Origin of the sequence: Streptomyces sp. NPDC045431 (genome assembly GCF_040646655.1) — a bacterium.
In the GTDB taxonomy this organism is placed as follows: domain Bacteria; phylum Actinomycetota; class Actinomycetes; order Streptomycetales; family Streptomycetaceae; genus Streptomyces.
Window position 1 is genome coordinate 139682 of sequence record NZ_JBEZAQ010000010.1, and the last position, 20125, is coordinate 159806.

The 20125-nt window shown below is 68.9% G+C and carries 17 protein-coding genes; 9 read left to right on the plus strand and 8 right to left on the minus strand.

What is annotated here, in order from left to right; genetic code table 11:
- Positions 1-26 precede the first annotated feature (26 nt).
- On the minus strand, positions 27-1517 hold the full coding sequence (dnaB, locus tag AB0A69_RS21530; protein ID WP_361424136.1) for a replicative DNA helicase: 1491 nt from the start codon (positions 1515-1517) through the stop codon (positions 27-29).
- Between the two features lie 423 nt (positions 1518-1940).
- Between dnaB and AB0A69_RS21535 the strand changes: the two genes are divergently transcribed.
- Positions 1941-3278 (plus strand): MATE family efflux transporter, encoded by a 1338-nt coding sequence (locus AB0A69_RS21535; protein ID WP_361424139.1) that lies wholly within the window; start codon positions 1941-1943, stop codon positions 3276-3278.
- Positions 3279-3371: 93 nt separating this feature from the next.
- Here AB0A69_RS21535 and rplI read toward each other — a convergent pair whose 3' ends face one another.
- The 4 genes from rplI to rpsF form a co-directional block, all read right to left on the minus strand.
- Positions 3372-3818 (minus strand): 50S ribosomal protein L9, encoded by a 447-nt coding sequence (gene rplI / locus AB0A69_RS21540; protein WP_361424142.1) that lies wholly within the window; start codon positions 3816-3818, stop codon positions 3372-3374.
- Positions 3819-3836: 18 nt separating this feature from the next.
- Entirely contained in the window at positions 3837-4073 is a 237-nt protein-coding gene (gene rpsR / locus AB0A69_RS21545) for a 30S ribosomal protein S18 (RefSeq protein WP_005315025.1), read from the minus strand.
- Between the two features lie 78 nt (positions 4074-4151).
- Positions 4152-4727, minus strand: coding sequence for a single-stranded DNA-binding protein (locus AB0A69_RS21550; RefSeq protein WP_361424145.1), 576 nt, complete (start codon positions 4725-4727; stop codon positions 4152-4154).
- A gap of 71 nt (positions 4728-4798) precedes the next feature.
- A complete protein-coding gene (gene rpsF / locus AB0A69_RS21555; protein ID WP_003956532.1) occupies positions 4799-5089 on the minus strand; it encodes a 30S ribosomal protein S6 in 291 nt (96 codons plus the stop codon).
- A gap of 271 nt (positions 5090-5360) precedes the next feature.
- On the opposite strand from rpsF, the gene AB0A69_RS21560 reads away from it, so the two are divergent.
- From AB0A69_RS21560 to AB0A69_RS21570, 3 genes are all read left to right on the plus strand, one after another.
- Entirely contained in the window at positions 5361-5675 is a 315-nt protein-coding gene (locus AB0A69_RS21560; RefSeq protein ID WP_361424148.1) for a hypothetical protein, read from the plus strand.
- Between the two features lie 152 nt (positions 5676-5827).
- Entirely contained in the window at positions 5828-6946 is a 1119-nt protein-coding gene (locus AB0A69_RS21565; protein WP_361424151.1) for a peptidoglycan bridge formation glycyltransferase FemA/FemB family protein, read from the plus strand.
- Positions 6947-7018: 72 nt separating this feature from the next.
- Entirely contained in the window at positions 7019-8050 is a 1032-nt protein-coding gene (locus tag AB0A69_RS21570) for an alanine racemase (protein WP_361424154.1), read from the plus strand.
- 74 nt (positions 8051-8124) lie between these two features.
- On the opposite strand, the gene AB0A69_RS21575 is transcribed toward AB0A69_RS21570, so the two are convergent.
- Both AB0A69_RS21575 and AB0A69_RS21580 read right to left on the minus strand, forming a co-directional pair.
- Positions 8125-9633 (minus strand): glycosyltransferase 87 family protein, encoded by a 1509-nt coding sequence (locus AB0A69_RS21575; RefSeq protein ID WP_361424157.1) that lies wholly within the window; start codon positions 9631-9633, stop codon positions 8125-8127.
- A 149-nt stretch (positions 9634-9782) separates the two neighbouring features.
- Positions 9783-12155: a transglycosylase domain-containing protein gene (locus AB0A69_RS21580; RefSeq protein ID WP_361424160.1), complete on the minus strand. Its 2373-nt coding sequence runs from the start codon at positions 12153-12155 to the stop codon at positions 9783-9785.
- Between the two features lie 42 nt (positions 12156-12197).
- Here AB0A69_RS21580 and AB0A69_RS21585 point away from each other — a divergent pair, with 42 nt between their 5' ends.
- The 4 genes from AB0A69_RS21585 to AB0A69_RS21600 all read left to right on the plus strand — a co-directional run bounded on the left by AB0A69_RS21585 (position 12198) and on the right by AB0A69_RS21600 (position 16047).
- Entirely contained in the window at positions 12198-12353 is a 156-nt protein-coding gene (locus AB0A69_RS21585; RefSeq protein WP_361424163.1) for a hypothetical protein, read from the plus strand.
- 510 nt (positions 12354-12863) lie between these two features.
- A complete protein-coding gene (locus tag AB0A69_RS21590; protein ID WP_361424166.1) occupies positions 12864-13556 on the plus strand; it encodes a helix-turn-helix transcriptional regulator in 693 nt (230 codons plus the stop codon).
- 50 nt (positions 13557-13606) lie between these two features.
- A complete protein-coding gene (locus AB0A69_RS21595; RefSeq protein WP_361424169.1) occupies positions 13607-14689 on the plus strand; it encodes an inositol-3-phosphate synthase in 1083 nt (360 codons plus the stop codon).
- A gap of 89 nt (positions 14690-14778) precedes the next feature.
- The gene (locus AB0A69_RS21600) at positions 14779-16047 is read left to right on the plus strand and encodes an MFS transporter (RefSeq protein WP_361424172.1); all 1269 of its coding nucleotides are present in this window, start codon (positions 14779-14781) and stop codon (positions 16045-16047) included.
- A 100-nt stretch (positions 16048-16147) separates the two neighbouring features.
- On the opposite strand, the gene AB0A69_RS21605 is transcribed toward AB0A69_RS21600, so the two are convergent.
- Complete coding sequence (locus tag AB0A69_RS21605; RefSeq protein WP_361424175.1) at positions 16148-17629, minus strand: CCA tRNA nucleotidyltransferase; 1482 nt, start codon at positions 17627-17629, stop codon at positions 16148-16150.
- Positions 17630-17791: 162 nt separating this feature from the next.
- Here AB0A69_RS21605 and AB0A69_RS21610 point away from each other — a divergent pair, with 162 nt between their 5' ends.
- Entirely contained in the window at positions 17792-20098 is a 2307-nt protein-coding gene (locus AB0A69_RS21610) for a DUF6049 family protein (protein WP_361424178.1), read from the plus strand.
- The last annotated feature ends 27 nt before the right edge of the window (positions 20099-20125 follow it).

Here is a 20125-nt window from a genome sequence, read left to right on the forward strand (position 1 = left end):
CGATGAGACCCTGCACAACTGACGGCTCACGTCTGCGCCATGTCGACGAAGCGGGAGTAGTGGCCCTGGAAGGCCACCGTGATCGTCGCCGTCGGACCGTTACGGTGCTTCGCCACGATCAGATCGGCCTCGCCCGCACGCGGTGACTCCTTCTCGTAGGCGTCCTCACGGTGCAGCAGGATCACCATGTCCGCGTCCTGCTCGATCGAACCCGACTCACGGAGGTCCGAGACCATCGGCTTCTTGTCGGTGCGCTGCTCGGGCCCACGGTTCAGCTGGGAGAGGGCGATGACCGGGAGCTCCAGCTCCTTCGCCAGCAGCTTCAGGTTTCGCGACATGTCCGAGACCTCCTGCTGGCGGCTCTCGGCGCGCTTGGAGCCGCCCGACTGCATCAGCTGGAGGTAGTCGATGACGACGAGCTTCAGATTGTTGCGCTGCTTCAGGCGCCGGCACTTGGCCCGGATCTCCATCATCGACAGGTTCGGCGAGTCGTCGATGTAGAGCGGCGCCTGGGAGACGTCCGGCATGCGGCGCGCCAGGCGGGTCCAGTCCTCGTCCGTCATCGTGCCGGAACGCATGTGGTGCAGCGCCACGCGCGCCTCCGCGGAGAGCAGACGCATGGCGATCTCGTTACGGCCCATTTCGAGCGAGAAGATCACGCTCGGCAGGTTGTGCTTGATCGAACACGCGCGGGCGAAGTCGAGGGCGAGCGTCGACTTACCCATGGCGGGACGGGCCGCGATCACGATCATCTGGCCGGGATGGAGGCCGTTCGTCAGGGCGTCGAAGTCGGTGAAACCGGTGGGAACGCCGGTCATCTCGCCGCTGCGCGAGCCGATCGCCTCGATCTCGTCGAGCGCGCCCTCCATGATGTCGCCGAGGGGGAGGTAGTCCTCGCTGGTGCGCTGCTCGGTGACGGCGTAGATCTCCGCCTGGGCCTGGTTGACGATCTCGTCGACGTCCCCGTCGGCCGCGTATCCCATCTGCGTGATCTTCGTGCCCGCCTGCACGAGGCGGCGCAGCACCGCGCGCTCGTGGACGATCTCCGCGTAGTACGACGCGTTGGCCGCGGTCGGGACCGACTGGACCAGGGTGTGCAGGTAGGGGGCGCCGCCGACACGGTTGATCTCGCCGCGCTTGGTCAGCTCGGCACCGACCGTGATGGGGTCGGCGGGCTCGCCCTTGGCGTAGAGGTCGAGGATCGCGGTGTAGATGGTCTCGTGGGCCGGCTTGTAGAAGTCGTGGCCCTTGATGATCTCCACGACGTCCGCGATGGCGTCCTTGGAGAGCAGCATGCCGCCGAGCACCGACTGCTCGGCGTCCAGGTCCTGCGGCGGCACCCGCTCGAAGCCGCCGGCACCGCTGTCCCACGGGCCGTCTTCGCTGCCGCGCTCGTGCTGCTCCTCGCGACTCCGGGCACGGCCGCGGGCATCGCTGCCGCGCTGGCGGGTGACGGGCAGACGGTCACCGGGACCGGCGTCGGCCCAGGGGTCGTCCAAGGGCTCGGGGATGTTCACCGGCCCACCTCCTCCCGTCCGCTCCGCGGACCTCGCCGTGCCACTCTTTCTACGGCACGGCACTGACAAAACGAGGCGCTCGACTCCGCTTTTCGCGTGCCGAGCGCCGGACCACGTTAGGCCCGCGGGCACCGTCAGCCAATCTGGTTATCCACAGGGCCTGTGGGTGAAGAGCCAGATGCTGTGGAGAACCCCACAGAACCTGTGCACGGAGCGGGGGACAGCCGTGTGGACAAACTCATAGCCACGCCTCGACACCGCCGCTGACCTGGAGTTTTTCCATCCACCGGCTGTGGGGGAGAAAAACTTTCCCCACGCCGACAAGATCAGAACAAACGGCCCACAGCCGAAGCGACCACACCATCACAGGTAAGGATCAGTAAGCCATTGTGTCTCTTACCTGTGGACGGTTAGATTAAAACCATGACCCAGGCCCCCGCGCCCCCCGGCAGCTCCCGCCGCCGACACGACCGCGAGATCATCGCGCTCGCCGTCCCCGCGTTCGGAGCGCTCGTCGCCGAACCGCTCTTCCTGATGGTCGACAGCGCCATCGTCGGCCACCTCGGCACCCCCCAGCTCGCCGGCCTCGGCATCGCGGCCGCCCTGCTGGCGACCGCCGTGAGCGTCTTCGTCTTCCTCGCGTACGCCACCACGGCCGCCGTCGCCCGCCGCGTCGGCGCGGGAGACCTCCCGGCCGCCATCCGCCAGGGCATGGACGGCATCTGGCTCGCGCTCTTCCTGGGCATCGCCGTCATCGCCGTCACCCTGCCGATGGCACCCGGGCTGGTCGACGTCTTCGGCGCGTCCGACACCGCGGCTCCCTACGCCGTCACCTATCTGCGCATATCCAGCCTCGGCATACCGGCCATGCTTGTCGTGCTGGCCGCCACCGGCGTCCTGCGCGGCCTCCAGGACACTAGGACACCGCTGTACGTGGCCATCGGCGGATTCGCCGCCAACGCGGCCCTGAACGCGGCCCTGGTCTACGGCGCCGGCCTCGGCATCGCGGGCTCCGCCTGGGGCACGGTGATCGCCCAGTGCGGCATGGCCGTCGCCTATCTCGTCGTCGTCGTACGCGGAGCACGACGCCATGGCGCCTCCCTGCGGCCCGACGCCGCCGGCATACGCGCCAGCGCCCAGGCCGGAGTCCCGCTGCTGGTCCGTACGCTGTCGCTGCGCGCGATCCTGATGATCGCCACGGCCGTCGCGGCACGCCTCGGCGACGTCGAGGTCGCCGCTCACCAGATCATCCTCTCCCTGTGGAGCCTGACAGCCTTCGCCCTGGACGCGATCGCCATCGCCGGGCAGGCCATCATCGGGCGCTACCTCGGCGCCGGCGACACCGAAGGGGCCCGCCAGGTATGCCGGCGCATGGTCCAGTGGGGCATCGCCTCCGGCCTGGTCCTCGGCGCGCTGATCGTGCTGGCGCGACCGCTGTTCATCCCGCTGTTCACGGGCGACGAGACCGTGCAGGACACGCTGCTGCCCGCGCTGCTCGTGGTGGCGCTGTCCCAGCCGGTCTCCGGAGTGGTCTTCATCCTCGACGGCGTCCTCATGGGCGCGGGCGACGGACCGTATCTGGCGGGCGCGATGGTGGTGACACTGGCCGTCTTCGCGCCGGTCGCCCTGCTGGTTCCCGCCCTCGGCGGCGGCCTGACAGCCCTGTGGTGGGCCATGGCGCTGATGATGACCGTCCGCATGCTGACGCTCTGGCTGCGCACCCGCTCAGGGCGCTGGCTGGTCACCGGTGCCACCCGCTGAAACGGCATGTTTCACGTGAAACACGACAGAAGGGCCGCACCCTGCTGGGTGCGGCCCTTCTGCACTGCTGAGCGCAGAACGCGAACGCGTCGCTTAGGCGGCGACGATCTCCACGTTGAGCTTCGCGACGACCTCGGCGTGCAGACGCACGGAGACCTGGTGCGAGCCCAGCGTCTTGATCGGCGAGCCGAGCTCGACACGGCGCTTGTCGACGTCCGGGCCACCGGCAGCCTTGATCGCCGAGGCGATGTCGGCCGGAGTCACGGAGCCGAAGAGACGACCGGAGTCACCGGCGCGCACGGCGTGACGCACCTTGACGCCCTCGAGCTGGGCCTTGACCTCGTTGGCCTGCTCGATGGTCGCGATCTCGTGGATCTTGCGGGCGCGGCGGATCTGCGCCACGTCCTTCTCGCCACCCTTGGTCCAGCGGATCGCGAAACCACGCGGGACCAGGTAGTTGCGAGCGTAGCCGTCCTTGACCTCGACGACATCGCCGGCGGTGCCGAGACCGGACACCTCGTGCTTGAGGATGATCTTCATGATTCGGTCACCCTCTCCTTAGCGCGCGGTGGACGTGTAGGGCAGCAGCGCCATCTCACGGCTGTTCTTGACGGCCGTGGCGACGTCACGCTGGTGCTGCGTGCAGTTGCCGGTCACGCGGCGGGCACGGATCTTGCCACGGTCGGAAATGAACTTCCGCAGCATGTTCGTGTCCTTGTAGTCCACGTAAGCGGTCTTGTCCTTGCAGAATGCGCAGACCTTCTTCTTCGGCTTGCGCACAGGCGGCTTCGCCATGATGTATCTCCTGTGTGATCAAGAAGTTGTGGTGCGAGCCATGGCCCGTGAAGGCCTGACCCCACAAGGCCCTGAGGCCTAGAAGGGGGGCTCGTCCGAGTAGCCGCCGCCGGAGCTTCCGCCCCAGCTGCCACCGCCGCCGGCACCCTGCTGGCCGCCACCGGCCGGCGCGCTGGTCGCCCAGGGGTCGTCGGCGGGAGCGCCGCCACCCTGCTGGCCACCAGCCGGGGCTCCGCCCCAGTTGCCGCCGCCCTGCTGGCCGCCACCGTAGCCACCCTGGCCACCGCGACCGGTGGTCTTGGTGACCTTGGCCGTGGCGTTCTTGAGGCTGGGGCCGACTTCCTCGACGTCCAGCTCAAAGACCGTGCGCTTGACGCCCTCGCGGTCCTCGTAGGACCGCTGCTTCAGCCGGCCCTGCACGACGACGCGCATGCCGCGCTGGAGCGACTCGGCGACGTTCTCCGCCGCCTGGCGCCAGACCGAGCAGGTGAGGAAGAGGCTTTCGCCGTCCTTCCACTCATTGGTCTGACGATCGAAGGTGCGGGGAGTGGACGCGACACGGAACTTCGCGACCGCCGCACCGGACGGGGTGAAGCGCAGCTCGGGGTCGTCGACAAGATTGCCGACGACCGTGATGACGGTCTCGCCTGCCATGGGGAACCTCTCGGCGGGATTGCTTCTGGCTGCTTGCTGCTACTCGAACCCGACGACCTCTGAGCGGAAGCTCAGTGGGTCTCGGGACGGAGGACCTTGGTCCGGAGGACCGACTCGTTCAGGTTCATCTGGCGGTCGAGCTCCTTGACGACCGCAGGCTCGGCCTGCAGGTCGATGACCGAGTAGATGCCCTCGGGCTTCTTCTTGATCTCGTAAGCGAGACGACGACGGCCCCAGGTGTCGACCTTCTCCACCTTTCCGTTGCCCTCACGGACGACGGAGAGGAAGTTCTCGATCAGGGGGGCGACAGCGCGCTCCTCCAGATCGGGGTCGAGGATGACCATCACCTCGTAGTGACGCATGTGGAACCCACCTCCTTTGGACTCAGCGGCCACGGTCGTTCCGTGGCAGGAGGGTCGTGATGCGTAAGCAACGGTATCGGCCGCCACTGACAATCGCCCTCAGTGAGTGAGAGCTCGTGATCAGGGCATGGGCAGACACCGGCGCAGACCGTACAGAGTACCCGCAAGGCGGCTTCCGGTTGAAATCCCGTGGTGAGGGGACGCAATCTGTACACATCGGGTGCGTGCGGCGCTACGATGCGCCGCCTTCGGCACAGCCAGGAGGTACCTCATGGCTCAGGCATTTCACCGTCATCCCTCCTCGTCCCTCTTCGCCACGGACGGCAAGCCCCATCCGGTCCAGGACACGCTGATGGTCGTGACCCTGGTCCTGGGCGCTCTCGCCTTCATCACCGCGCAGTTCCACAGCCTCCACCTGGTGAGCTCCTGGGCGGGGCTGGTGGGCATCCTCACCGGCGCCTACGGCCAGTACATCTCCGAGACGACCCGTGAACGGACGCTGCTGATCATCGGTCTGGGAGCGTCGGCGGTCGGCTTCTTCCTCGGGATGGCGCGCGGAGGCCTGTTCGGCGGTGTCCTCGGCTAGCGCCGAACCGCCCGCGCACACACGCTGATCCAGCCGTACAGCGCACACTCCACCTCCACCAATACGGGGCGCTCCCCGGTGCCAGTAGGCTTCGGCGCGAGAGCCGGAGCCCCTGATCCCATGGGGACACACCTGCCGAGGAGCGCCCCGCAATGAGCCTGACCCTGAGGACCATCAGCCGTGAGCAGCATCTGGCGTACATCCAGAGCCTGCCGTCGGCGAGTCACTGCCAGGTCCCTGCGTGGGCGGACGTGAAGACGGAGTGGCGCTCGGAGAACCTGGGCTGGTTCGACGCGAGCGGCCAGCTCGTCGGCGCCGGCCTGGTGCTGTACCGCCAGCTCCCGAAGATCAAGCGGTACCTCGCGTACCTCCCCGAGGGTCCGGTGATCAACTGGTACGCGCCGAACCTGGACGACTGGCTGCAGCCGATGCTGGCGCACCTGAAGAACCAGGGCGCCTTCTCGGTGAAGATGGGCCCGCCGGTCGTCATCCGCCGCTGGGACGCGGGCGCGATCAAGTCCGGCATCCAGGACCCGGACGTCAAGCGCCTGCGCGACGTCGAGGCCACCCACATCGAGCCGCGCGCCTTCGAGGTGTCGGACCGGCTCCGCAAGATGGGCTGGCAGCAGGGCGAGGACGGCGGCGCCGGCTTCGGTGACGTACAGCCCCGCTACGTCTTCCAGGTCCCGCTGGCGAACCGTTCGCTCGACGACGTCCTCAAGGGCTTCAACCAGCTGTGGCGGCGCAACATCAAGAAGGCCGAGAAGGCCGGCGTCGAGGTCGTCCAGGGCGGTTACCACGACCTGGAGGAGTGGCAGCGGCTGTACGAGATCACCGCCGTCCGTGACCGCTTCCGCCCGCGGCCCCTCTCCTACTTCCAGCGCATGTGGACCGTCCTCAACAACGAGGACCCCAACCGCATGCGGCTGTACTTCGCCCGCCACAACGGCGTGAACCTGTCGGCCGCGACCATGCTCGTCGTCGGCGGGCACGTCTGGTACTCCTACGGCGCCTCCGACAACATCGGCCGTGAGTTCCGGCCGTCGAACGCGATGCAGTGGCGCATGCTGCGCGACGCCTACGCGATGGGCGCGACCGTCTACGACCTGCGCGGCATCTCCGACTCGCTCGACGAGACCGACCACCTCTTCGGCCTGATCCAGTTCAAGGTGGGCACCGGCGGCGAGGCCGTCGAGTACATCGGTGAATGGGACTTCCCGCTGAACAAGCTGCTGCACAAGGCGCTCGACATCTACATGTCGCGTCGCTGAGGCCCGCGTAGTCTCGTAAGCCTCGTACACACCGTCGATACACCGCAGCCACAGAAAGGTTCCGGGCCGGCCATGGCGCTCTCCCTCTACGTCGACACCGCTCGCTGGCGGGCGCACCAGAAGACCGTGATCGACCAGTTCCCAGGTCTGGTCCCGGTCTGCAAGGGCAACGGCTACGGCTTCGGCCACGAGCGGCTGTCGGACGAGGCGTCCCGCTTCGGCGCCGACATGCTCGCCGTGGGCACGACGTACGAGGCGGCGCGCATCAAGGACTGGTTCGGCGGGGACCTGCTGGTCCTGACGCCGTTCCGGCGCGGTGAGGAGCCGGTGCCGTTGCCGGACCGGGTGATCCGGTCGGTGTCGTCGGTGGACGGCGTGCACGCGCTGGTCGGCGCCCGGGTCGTCATCGAGTGCATGAGCTCGATGAAGCGGCACGGCATCGGCGAGCACGAGCTGGGCCTGCTGCAGAGCGCCATCGAGGACGTACGCCTGGAGGGCTTCGCGCTCCACCTCCCGCTGGACCGTACGGACGGCACCGACGCCGTCGAGGAGGTCATCGGCTGGATGGACCGGCTGCGGGCGGCCCGGCTGCCGCTGCACACCATGTTCGTCAGCCACCTGAAGGCCGAGGAGCAGGCGCGGCTCCAGCAGCAGTTCCCGCAGACCCGGTTCCGCGCGCGGATCGGTACGCGGCTGTGGCTCGGCGACCACGAGGCGACGCAGTACCGGGGCGCCGTCCTGGACGTGACGCGCGTGTCGAAGGGCGACCGCTTCGGCTACCGCCAGCAGAAGGCGGCGTCGGACGGCTGGCTCGTCGTCGTCGCGGGCGGTACGTCGCACGGAGTGGGCCTGGAGGCCCCCAAGGCGATGCACGGCGTGATGCCGCGCGCCAAGGGCGTGGCCCGCGCCGGTCTGGCGACGGTCAACCGCAACCTCTCGCCGTTCGTCTGGGCGGGCAAGCAGCGCTGGTTCGCGGAGCCGCCGCACATGCAGGTGTCGATCCTGTTCGTCCCGTCCGACGCGCAGGAGCCGAAGGTCGGCGACGAGCTGGTGGCCCACCTGCGGCACACCACGACGCAGTTCGACCGCCTGGTCGACCGCTAGGGCCTGACCCGGAAGACAGGCCCTGGGGCCACCAGGCCCCGCGCACGGCCCCGCCCGGCCCTCGGCGCGGGGCCTCAGTCGCGTACGGCGTCCCGCCGGACGTCCCGTCCCACGCCCCACTCCACACGCGGTCCCTCGACCGCGTGTGCCGCGTGCTGCGGGGGATGCGCACCGCGCCCCAGCGCGAAGACGTCCTCCGCGCCGTCCAGGACGCCGCCGGACGGATCGTCGCTTCCGTCGCGGCGTACCGGGTCCCGCTCCGGCAGCAGGATGTCGCGTACGACCATGGCGCACAGGAACAGCGTCCCGACGAGATGCAGGACGATCGCGAACTGGTAGCCCTCGGTCGGCAGCCCCTGCTTGTTGCCGCTCGACGTGTACGCCAGGTACATCCAGATCCCGAGGAAGTACATGACCTCGCAGCCCTGCCAGATCAGGAAGTCCCGCCAGCGCGGGCGGGCGAGGGCGGCGAGCGGGATCAGCCACAGCACGTACTGCGGCGAGTAGACCTTGTTGGTGAGGATGAACGCCGCGACCACGAGGAACGCCAGCTGCGCGAAACGCGGGCGGCGCGGCGCGGCGAGGGCCAGCGCGGCGATTCCGGCGCAGGCCAGCACCATCAGCAGGATCGCGTACGTGTTGACGGCCTCGACGTCGATGTCCACGCCCGTGCGCTGCGTGATGATCAGCCAGAAGGAGCCGAAGTCGATGCGGCGCTCCTGGCTGAAGGAGTAGAACTTCTTCCAGCCCTCGGGGGCCATCACCATCACCGGCAGGTTGACCGCCAGCCAGGAGGCGGCCGTGCCCAGCAGGGCGGCCCCGAACTGCCGCCACCTCCAGGCCCGCCAGCACAGCAGGAACAGCGGCCCGAGCAGGAGGAACGGGTAGAACTTGGCGGCCGTGGCGAGTCCGAGGAGCAGCCCGCACGCGAACGCCCGCCCCCTGGACCACATCAGCATGGCGGCGGCGGTGAGGGCGACGGCGAGCAGGTCCCAGTTGATGGTGGCGGTCAGCGCGAGCGCCGGCGCCAGGGCGACGAGCAGCGCGTCCCAGGGGCGACGGCGGTGCGTGCGCGCGACGCAGACGGCGAGCACGGCGGCGCAGACCATCAGCATGCCGGCGTTGACCATCCAGTACGCCTGCTCGCGTGACTGGACGTCTCCTCCGAAGGGACCGGTGATCCACGCGGCGACCTGCATGAACAGTCCGGTCAGGATGGGGTACTCGAGGTACTCCATGTCGCCGCCGAGCCGGTCGAAGTAGGGGATCAGGCCGTCGGCGAACCCACGCGCCAGGAACAGGTGCGGGATGTCGGAGTAGCAGGCGTGGGTGTACTGCGAGCTGGTGCCCCGGAACCAGGCCCAGTTGTAGCAGGGCAGCTTCTGGACCATCCCCAGCGCGAACATCCCGATCGCGACGAGTGCGACGACCCGCACGGGTGTGAGCGGACCGCCACCGGACCGCGCCCAGCGGCCGAACGGTCCGCCGATCAGCTCGCTGCCGGCGGCCGCGACCTCGTCCCGCCGCGTCGGGGGCACGACGGGCAGGTCCGGGTGCACGTGCGTCTCCTGTGGGCTCGGCATGGGGGACATCCTGCCGTACACCTCTGTGGATCCGTGCGGCCTGTGGACAACCCCGGGCAACGGCGAGGGCCGCCGCACCCGCCCGCGTACGTCGTGTACGCGGCAGGTGCGGCGGCCCTCGTCCGGCTCGTCCGCGGGTTGGTCCGGCGCTAGCCGTCCACCCCGCCGAACCAGCCTCCTCCGTTGCCTTCACCGCCGTTGCCGTTGCCACCGTTGCCGTTGGTGCCGCCGCCTGTCGGCGGTGTCGGTGTGGGTGTCAGGCCTCCGGTGGTACCGGCGTCGGTCGTTCCGCCGGTGTCCGTATCGCCGCCGCCGGTGTCCGTATCGCCGCCGCCGGTCTGGCCGCCGTTCTGCCCCTTGCAGTCCCAGTCGAGCGGGCCGCAGGAGTCGGAAGGCGTGGGGCTCGGGGACGGCGTGGTCTCCGACGGGGACGGGGACGGCGTCTCCGACGGGCTCGCCGACGGCGTCGGGGACGGCGTGGGCTTCGGGCTCTCGGCCCCGCCGCCCCACACGGGCTCGGCGCCCAGGTCCTCGGGCTGCGGGAACCTCAGGACCTTCTCGCCCTTGAGCGCCGCGGACATGTACTTCTGCCAGATCTCGGACGGGAACGACGAGCCGTGGATCTTGTCTTGACCACCTGTGCCGAACATCTTCTCGAACTCGCGGTTCTTGTTCGACGCGTTGTCGTCCATCCGGTACATGTCGATGGCGGTGGACAGCTGCGGGGTGTACCCCACGAACCAGGCCGACCGGTTGCCGTCGGTCGTACCCGTCTTGCCGGCGACATGACGGCCCGGGATGGCGGCGTTGTTACCGGTGCCATCCGGGTGCTCCACGACGTCCCGCAGCACATCGGTGACGTTGCTCGCGACGGCGGAGGAGAACTTCCTGGAGGCCTTGTCCTCGTGCTTGTAGACGGTGCGGCCGCTCTTCTTCACTTCCTCGACGGAGTACGGCTCGCGCTGCTCGCCGTTGGCCGCGAAGGTCGCGTACGCACCTGCCATGCGGATGGCACTCGGGTCGGAGATACCGATCGAGAAGGACGGCACATTGCCCTTGGCGAGGCTCTCCGGGCGCAGACCGGCGTCGATGGCCGCCTGCCGCACCTGCGGAATGCCGACGTCCATGCCGAGCTGCACGAAGGGCGAGTTGGCGGAGTGGATCATGGCCTTGCGGAGGTTGATGTCGCCGTAGCTCTCATCCCCGTCGTTGACCTGCAGCCACTCCTTGCCCTCTTCGTTCTGCCAGACGGTGCCGTCGTAGTCCCTAATCTTGAGCTTGTTGTCGCCGTTGTAGATCGCGGTGTCCGGGTCGATGATCCGGCGCTCGCTCGGGCCCTGCTCGGCACCGAGTTCGGGGTTGCGGACGCCGTCGCGCATCGCCGCCGCCAGGACGAACGGCTTGAAGGTCGATCCGACCTGGGCACCGGTCTGGTCGGCGTTGTTGGTGAAGTGCTTGGTGGCGTCGGCACCGCCGTAGATGGCGACGATCGCACCCGTCTTCGGGTCGACCGAAGCGCCGCCGAACTGGACGTGCGTGTCCGTCTTCGGGCGCTTCTCGGGGTCGATGTGCTTGTCGTAGACGCTCTTCACGGCGTCTTCGAGCTGCTTGACCTTCTTCTTGTCGAAGGTCGTGTGGATCTCGTAGCCGCCCTCGGCCAGCTTCTGAGCCGTGATGTTCTGGTCGTTGTTGTTGATGAAGTAGGCCTTCGCCAGGTCGACCAGGTAACCGGTCTGGCCGCTCAGCGTCGCGCTCTTCTTCGGCGGCTCGATCTGGGGAAGCTCGGTGTACTTCGCACGCTCCGAGGCGTCGAGGTGCCCGTCCTTGACCATCTCGTCGAGGATCCACCTCCACCGCTTGGTGGCGCGCTCGGTGTTGTCCTTCGCGTTGGCGGCCGGGTCGATCTCGGGGGCGCCGGCAGGGTCGTAGTACGTGGAGCCCTTCAGGAGCGCGGCGAGGAACGCGCACTGGTCGGGCTTCAGTTCCTTCGCGTCCGTGTCGAAGTACGTCCGGGCCGCGGCCTGGATGCCGTACGCCCCGCGGCCGTAGTACGAGGTGTTCAGGTAGCCCGCCATGATCTTGGGCTTTTCGACCTCGTTGCCGACCTTCATCGAGATGAACAGCTCCTTGGCCTTGCGGCTCAGGGTCTGGGACTGGTCGTTGAGCATGGCGTTCTTGACGTACTGCTGGGTGATGGTCGAGCCACCCTGCGTCTGCCCACCCATCGCCATGTTGACCACGGCGCGGCCGATACCCCTCGGGTCGATGCCCGAGTCGGTCCAGAAGGTCTTGTTCTCCGCCGAGATCACCGCGTTCCGCATGGCCTCGGGGATCTGGTCGTACGCGATGATCTGCCGGTTGATCTCACCACCGGTCGCGGCCATCTGCGTGCCGTCGGACCAGTAGTAGACGTTGTTCTGCGCCTTGGCGATCTTGTCCTCGTCAGGCAGATCGACCCACGCGTACGCGATCGTCGCCGCGCCCATCAGCGCGCCCGCGAACCCGAGGAACAGCCCTGCCATGAGCTTCCAGGACGGCATCCAGCGGCGCCACCCGTACTTGTCGTGGCGGGGGTAGTCGATCAGGCGCTTCTTACCGGGCTGCCCACCGGCGCCACGACCTCCGCCCCCGCCGCGGCCCCGCCCGCCGCCACCGCGCTGGGCGGCGCGGCGGGCTTCGGCGCGGCCGCCGTACTGGGGCTCCGTACCGTACGCGTCTGAGGGGGACCCGTGGCCGGCTCCCCGTGCTTGAGCCGCCCGGCGGCCTGAGGGCTGCTGGGCGGCTCGCCTGGCCGCGGCACGCCCGCCACCCTGTGGCTGCGGCGGTTTGCGACGGTGCTCGCTCATCGAACGACTACTCCTCGGGCAGGCGAGTACGCCTGGAAGCGGCAGTGAGTTCCGGTCCCCCCGAAATGACGACGGACCAGCCCTGGCTCGGGCTCATCCGCCATGCACAGAGTGCACTCAGGACGAGGACGCCCCCTGACGCCGCTTGGTTCCCGGTGCTGTGCATGCCGCACAGACTACGCACGGCCAAAACCCACCTAGAGGCGAAGTTCACCCCAAATCAGGCAACTCGTGTGCTGTGAATCAGCGATGTGACGCCGCTCACTATGGCCTCACTTGTCCCGAGGAGATCACCGTTCTATCGTCTGGATGTATCGAGTCGATACATCAGCACGGCATAAGCAACGGCTTGAGCAAGCGCGACGGTGACGGAGGAGGCGACGCATGAGCAGGCGCTCCGGCATCCTCGAGTTCGCCGTCCTGGGCCTGCTCCGCGAGGCGCCGATGCACGGGTACGAGCTGCGCAAGCGGCTCAACACCTCGCTGGGGATCTTCCGGGCGTTCAGTTACGGGACGCTTTACCCCTGCCTCAAGACGCTGGTCGCAAACGGCTGGCTGATCGAGGAGCCGGGCAGCGCGCCCGAGGACGCCCTCGCCGCTTCGCTCGCGGGGCGCCGCGCGAAGATCGTCTACCGGCTAACAGCCGAGGGGAAGGAGCACTTCGAGGAGCTCCTCTCCCACACCGGTCCGGACACGTGGGAGGACGAGCACTTCGCGGCACGCTTCGCCTTCTTCGGGCAGACCGAGCGCGAGGTGCGGATGCGCGTGCTGGAGGGGCGCCGCAGCCGCCTGGAGGAGCGTCTGGAGAAGATGCGCGCCTCCCTGGCCCGTACGCGCGAGCGCCTGGACGACTACACGCTTGAGCTGCAGCGCCACGGCATGGAGTCCGTGGAGCGCGAAGTGCGCTGGCTGAACGAGCTCATCGAGAGCGAGCGGGCGGGGCGGGATCAGAGACGATCCGGCCCGGAAGCCCCGGGGGACGCCGCTCAGCAGGACAACACATCTGGAGAGACGGGCGGCCTGCCCCGGCACGGGGGCAGTACCCGGCCGGATCCGTCCGACGACACCGCTAAGTGAGGCCCTGCGACTTGCAGGGCCTCGTCGAGAACACACAGGGAGCAACCGGAATGGGTTCGGTTCGCGTAGCCATCGTCGGCGTGGGCAACTGCGCCGCCTCGCTGGTGCAGGGCGTCGAGTACTACAAGGACGCCGACCCGGCGGCCAAGGTGCCGGGTCTGATGCACGTCCAGTTCGGCGAGTACCACGTCCGGGACGTCGAGTTCGTGGCCGCGTTCGACGTGGACGCGAAGAAGGTGGGTCTTGACCTCGCGGACGCCATCGGCGCCAGCGAGAACAACACCATCAAGATCTGCGACGTGCCGTCGACGGGCGTGACCGTCCAGCGCGGCCACACCCTGGACGGTCTGGGCAAGTACTACCGCCAGACCATCGAGGAGTCCTCCGAGGCCCCGGTCGACGTCGTCCAGGTCCTCAAGGACAAGCAGGTCGACGTCCTCGTCTGCTACCTGCCGGTCGGCTCCGAGGACGCGGCGAAGTTCTACGCCCAGTGCGCCATCGACGCCAAGGTCGCCTTCGTCAACGCCCTCCCGGTCTTCATCGCCGGCACCAAGGAGTGGGCCGACAAGTTCACCGAGGCCGGTGTCCCGATCGTCGGTGACGACATCAAGTCCCAGGTCGGCGCCACCATCACGCACCGCGTCATGGCCAAGCTCTTCGAGGACCGGGGTGTCATCCTGGACCGCACGATGCAGCTGAACGTCGGCGGCAACATGGACTTCAAGAACATGCTCGAGCGCGAGCGCCTGGAGTCCAAGAAGATCTCCAAGACGCAGGCCGTCACCTCCCAGATCCCCGACCGGGACCTCGGCGAGAACAACGTCCACATCGGCCCGTCCGACTACGTGGCCTGGCTCGACGACCGCAAGTGGGCGTACGTCCGCCTCGAGGGCCGCGCGTTCGGTGACGTCCCGCTGAACCTGGAGTACAAGCTCGAGGTGTGGGACTCCCCGAACTCCGCGGGTGTCATCATTGACGCCCTGCGCGCCGCGAAGATCGCCAAGGACCGCGGCATCGGCGGCCCGATCCTCTCGGCGTCCTCGTACTTCATGAAGTCCCCGCCGGTCCAGTACTTCGACGACGTGGCCCGTGAGAACGTCGAGAAGTTCATCCGTGGCGAGGTCGAGCGCTGAGGCGACGCCGAGCGCTGAGCGGCACCCGCTCTGTCGAAGGTCCCCGTGGCATCTGCCCGGGGGCCTTCGCCGTATGTGACCCTTGGGCCATGCCCGTCGTACGTGATCTACGCGTGCTCCTCCGCCTCGCGGACTTCCGCCGCCTGCTCGCCGTACGACTGCTCTCCCAGTGCGCCGATGGTGTCTACCAGGTCGCCCTCGCCACGTACGTCGTCTTCTCGCCCGAGAAGCAGACCTCACCCGCGGCGATCGCCTCCGCCATGGCGGTGCTGCTGCTGCCCTACTCCCTCGTCGGCCCGTTCGCCGGCGTCCTGCTCGACCGCTGGCGGCGGCGCCAGGTCCTGCTGTACGGGAACCTCCTGCGGGCGGTGCTCGCCGTCGGAACCGCGTTTCTGGTCCTCGCCTCCGTGCCGGACTGGCTCTTCTACGCCTCCGCGCTCTCGGTCACGGCCGTCAACCGCTTCGTCCTGGCCGGGCTCTCCGCCGCGCTGCCCCGGGTCGTCGACGCGGAGCGGCTGGTGGTGGCCAACTCCCTGTCGCCCACCGCGGGGACCCTGGCCGCGACCGCGGGTGGTGGCCTCGCCTTCGCCGTACGGCTGCTCATCGCCGACTCCGACGCCGCGGTGGTCGTGCTCGGCGCGCTGCTCTACCTGTCCGCAGCGCTCGCTTCCCTGCGCATGGGGCGTGAGCTGCTCGGCCCCGACCCCGAGGTGGTGCAGCCGCGGCTCGGGGCAGCAGTCGCCTCGACCGTGCGCGGCCTGGCGAGCGGGCTGCGGCATCTGGCGGAGCGCCGGGACGCGGCACGGGCGCTGGCCGCGATGACCGTCATGCGCTTCTGCTACGGCGCGCTGACGGTGATGGTGCTCATGCTGTGCCGCTACGCCTGGGCCGCGACCGAGAAGGAAGGGCTCGTCCTGCTGGGGCTGGCCGTCGGGATCTCGGGCGCCGGGTTCTTCGCCGCGGCGGTGTGTACGCCGTGGGCGATCGGCCGGGTGGGTCAGTACGGCTGGATGGCGGTGTGCGCCGGGTCGGCCGCGGTGCTGGAGCCTGCGCTGGCACTGCCCTTCGCGCTGGTACCGATGCTGATCGCCGCCTTCGTGCTCGGGCTCACTACACAGGGGACGAAGATCGCCACCGACACGGTGGTCCAGAAGACGGTGGACGACGCCTATCGGGGGCGGGTCTTCTCCCTCTATGACGTGCTCTTCAACGTCGCCTTCGTCGGCGCCGCGGGCATGGCCGCCCTGATGCTGCCTGCCGACGGCCGGTCCGCCGCACTGGTGACCATGGTCGCCGCTCTGTACGCGAGCCTGGCCGCCCTGCTGCTGCGGTGGAAACGCGCGGGCGCCGCGCGCTGAGGTCCCCGCCTCCTCCGGAACGAGGGCGATGTTTCACGTGAAACATCGCCCTCGGCTGTTGGTCGCGGTCGCCATGTTTCACGTGAAACATGGCGTGCGGTCACGTGCGAGCGGTCTCGTCCTGATCCGCCCACCACTCCTTGAGTGCCGCTACGGCGGCGTCGTGCTCCATCGGGCCGTTCTCCAGGCGCAGCTCCAGCAGGAACTTGTACGCCTGTCCCACGGCCGGCCCCGGACCGATCCCCAGGACGTCCTGGATCTGGTTGCCATCCAGGTCGGGCCGGATCGCGTCCAGCTCCTCCTGCTCCTGGAGCTTGGCGATGCGCTCTTCGAGCCCGTCGTACGCCCGGGAGAGAGCAGCCGCCTTGCGCTTGTTCCGTGTCGTGCAGTCGGACCGGGTCAGCTTGTGCAGCCGGCTCAGCAGCGGCCCCGCGTCGCGCACGTACCGGCGTACGGCCGAGTCGGTCCACTCGCCGGTCCCGTAGCCATGGAAGCGCAGGTGAAGCTCCACCAGACGTGCGACGTCCTTGACCATGTCGTTGGAGTACTTCAACGCGGTCATGCGCTTCTTGACCATCTTGGCGCCGACCACCTCGTGGTGGTGGAACGAGACCCGCCCGTCGGGCTCGAAGCGCCGCGTCCGCGGCTTGCCGATGTCGTGCAGCAGCGCAGCCAGCCGCAGAACCAGGTCGGGCCCGTCCTCTTCGAGGTCGATGGCCTGCTCCAGCACGATCAGCGAGTGGTCGTAGACGTCCTTGTGCCGGTGGTGTTCGTCACTCTCCAGCCGCAGCGCGGGCAGCTCGGGCAGCACCCGGTCGGCGAGACCGGTCATGACCAGCAGGCCCAGGCCCTTGCGCGGGTGCGCCGAGAGGATGAGCTTGTTGAGCTCGTCCCGCACCCGCTCGGCGGAGACGATGTCGATGCGCTCCGCCATCTCGGTCATCGCGGTGATGACCTCGGTCGCCACTTCGAAGTCGAGCTGCGCGGCGAACCGTGCGGCGCGCATCATCCGCAGCGGGTCGTCCGAGAAGGACTCCTCCGGTGTGCCGGGTGTCCGCAGGACACGCGCGGAGAGGTCCTGAAGACCGCCGTGGGGGTCGATGAACTCCTTCTCCGGCAGCGCGACCGCCATCGCGTTCACCGTGAAGTCGCGACGCACGAGGTCTTCCTCGATGGAGTCGCCGTAGGAGACCTCTGGCTTGCGGGAGGTCCGGTCGTACGCCTCGGAGCGGTAGGTCGTGATCTCGATCTGGAACTGCTGGTCGGCGTCCCCGACGCGGGCGCTCTTCTGCGCCCCCACCGTGCCGAAGGCGATCCCGACGTCCCAGACGGACTCCGCCCACGGCCTCACGATCTTCAGCACGTCCTGCGGACGGGCGTCCGTGGTGAAATCCAGGTCGTTGCCGAGCCGACCGAGCAGCGCGTCCCGCACCGAGCCGCCGACGAGGGCAAGGCTGAACCCGGCCTCCTTGAAGCGGCGGGCGAGATCGTCGGCGACGGGGGACACGCGCAGTAGTTCACTGACCGCGCGGCGTTGCGCCTGGCTCAGGGCGGTCGGGTTCTCTTCGTTGGGGTTCGGCACAGCAGAAAAGGTTACGTGCCCTGGCCCGCCGGGGCGTCCCCGTTTCGGCCCGGGCATGTGGAGCACTCCGCGGCACTTAGCCCCAGCCGGTCTCGTTACCATGCGTGGACGCAGAATCCGACAACCACCAACGGCAACCAGACGACGAGGGACGGGCAGCGCGTGGCCGAGGCGGCAGACTTCCAGGGCACCCGCCCCTCCCCTGCCCGCCGGTGGCTGCGGCGTTCGGCCTCGGTGGTCGCTGCTCTGCCGCTGTTCGCCACCCTGCTGTACGGCCCCCTGGCCTCCTCCGCGCATGCCGACGAGAAGGCTCCAGGATCACGAACCGTGGATGTGTCCCTGGACACGTTGGTCCCGAGCACGCCCACGGAGGGAGACACCCTCACCATCACCGGCTCGGTGACCAACCAGGGCAAGCAGACGGTCAACGGGGCGACGGTGGATCTGCGGGTGGGGTCCGCGCTGCCCAACCGGGGCACGATCGACGAGGTGGCCCAGCGCAAGGGCTTCACGCCCAGCAGTGACGGCACCGCGGTCGCCCCCGCCTACGCGTACCCGATCCCGACGCTCCCGGCGGGGACCACCCAGGACTTCCGTCTCTCCGTGCCGGTCGACAAGCTCGGCCTCGGCAAGGCGGGCGTGTACCAGCTCGGGGTGTCGCTGACGGGACGGACGCCCAGCGACCCCTACAACCAGGTGCTCGGCATCGAGCGCACCTTCCTTCCCTGGCAGCCGGAAGACACCGAGAAGAAGACCCAGCTCACCTATCTCTGGCCGCTGATCTCCTCGACGCGGCTGTCCGCGGAGACCGGCTCGGACGATCAGCAGACCCCGGTCTTCGAGAACGACGACCTGGCCGCCGAGCTCGCCCCCGGCGGGCGGCTGGAGCGTCTCGTCTCCCTCGGCTCCGAGCTCCCGGTCACCTGGGTCATCGACCCCGACCTGCTCGCCACCGTGGAGGCGATGACCCGGAACTACCAGGTCAAGGACGGGGACACCGACGTCCCGGGCCGCAACCAGGCCGTCGCCAAGCAGTGGCTGAACTCCCTGGAGAAGGCGGTGGAGGGCGGCAAGGTGGTCGCGCTTCCCTACGCCGACCCCGACCTGGCGTCGCTCGCCCACCGCGGCAAGGACGTCTCCGGCTCCCTCAGCCATCTCCAGCCGGCCACCGAGCTCGCCGAGACCACCGTGGAGACGATCCTCCACGTGAAGCCGTCCGTCGACTTCGCCTGGCCGGTCGACGGAGCGCTCGACCCGTCCATCGTCGACATCGCCACCTCCGCCGGCGCCGACAAGGTCATCGCGCGCAGCGACAGCGTGCGCGACACCCTCCCGTACACGCCGACGGCCGCCCGGCCCATCGGTGGCGGCACCACGGCCGTGGTGGCCGACGAGGCGCTGTCCACCGCCTTCCACGGCGACATGACCAGGGCGGAGAACTCCACGCTGGCGGTCCAGCGGTTCCTCGCCCACACCCTGACCGTGACGCAGCAGCAGCCGGAGAAGCAGCGCAGCGTCGTCGTCGCGCCGCAGCGCATGCCGACCGCCGCCCAGGCCCAGTCGATGGCGAGCGCGCTGCGGGGCCTGTCCGCCCAGCGCTGGACGCTCCCCGCCGACCTGATCACCGCGGCGGCCGCCGAGCCCGACCCGCGCGCCACCACCCAGGTCCCCAACACGTCCCGCTACCCGCAGAAGCTGCGCCGCCATGAGCTTCCTGTGCAGGCCTTCCAGGACATGAAGGCCACGCGGGAGACGCTGGACAACTTCAAGGTGATCCTCACCGCGGCCTACCGGGTGGTGACACCGGTGGGCAACGCGATCAACCGTGAGATGTCGACCTCCTGGCGGGGGCGGCCGGACGCGGCGGCGTACCGCAGCGGCGTGCTGACGCATCTGAAGAGCCTGACCACCGAGGTCAAGCTGATCGAGAAGTCCGACCTGACCCTCTCCGGCCGCAGCGCCACGATCCCGGTGACCGTGCAGAACAAGCTGCTGCAGGGCGTCGACCACCTGGTGCTGCGGCTGACGTCCTCCAAGCCGACCCGCCTGAAGCTCAACGGAAGCGACACCGTCTCCGAGCAGCCGGTGAGGATCGACGGCGGGCACAGCCAGTCGGTGAAGTTCACCGCCTCCGCCAACGCCAACGGCCCGGTCCCCATGACGGCGCAGCTGTACACGGAGGACGGCAGGCCGTACGGCAAGCCGATGCACTTCACCGTCAAGGTCTCCGAGATCACGCCGACGGTGATGCTCGTCATCGCGGGTGGTGTACTGCTGCTGGTCCTCGCCGGCGTCAGGATGTACACCCAGCGCAAGCGCGCCGCCGCCCGGGAGGCCTCCGCGGAGGAGGCCGCCGCAGAGGAGGCCGCTGCGGAAGAGGCCGATCCGCAGCAGCCGAGTGACCCTACGCCGGACACCCGGGCGCAAAGCACCGAGCCGTCCGGCCCGGGTGAGAAAGTGGACCGTTGAGCGATGTCGTGGCCGGCCGGCCGGGGA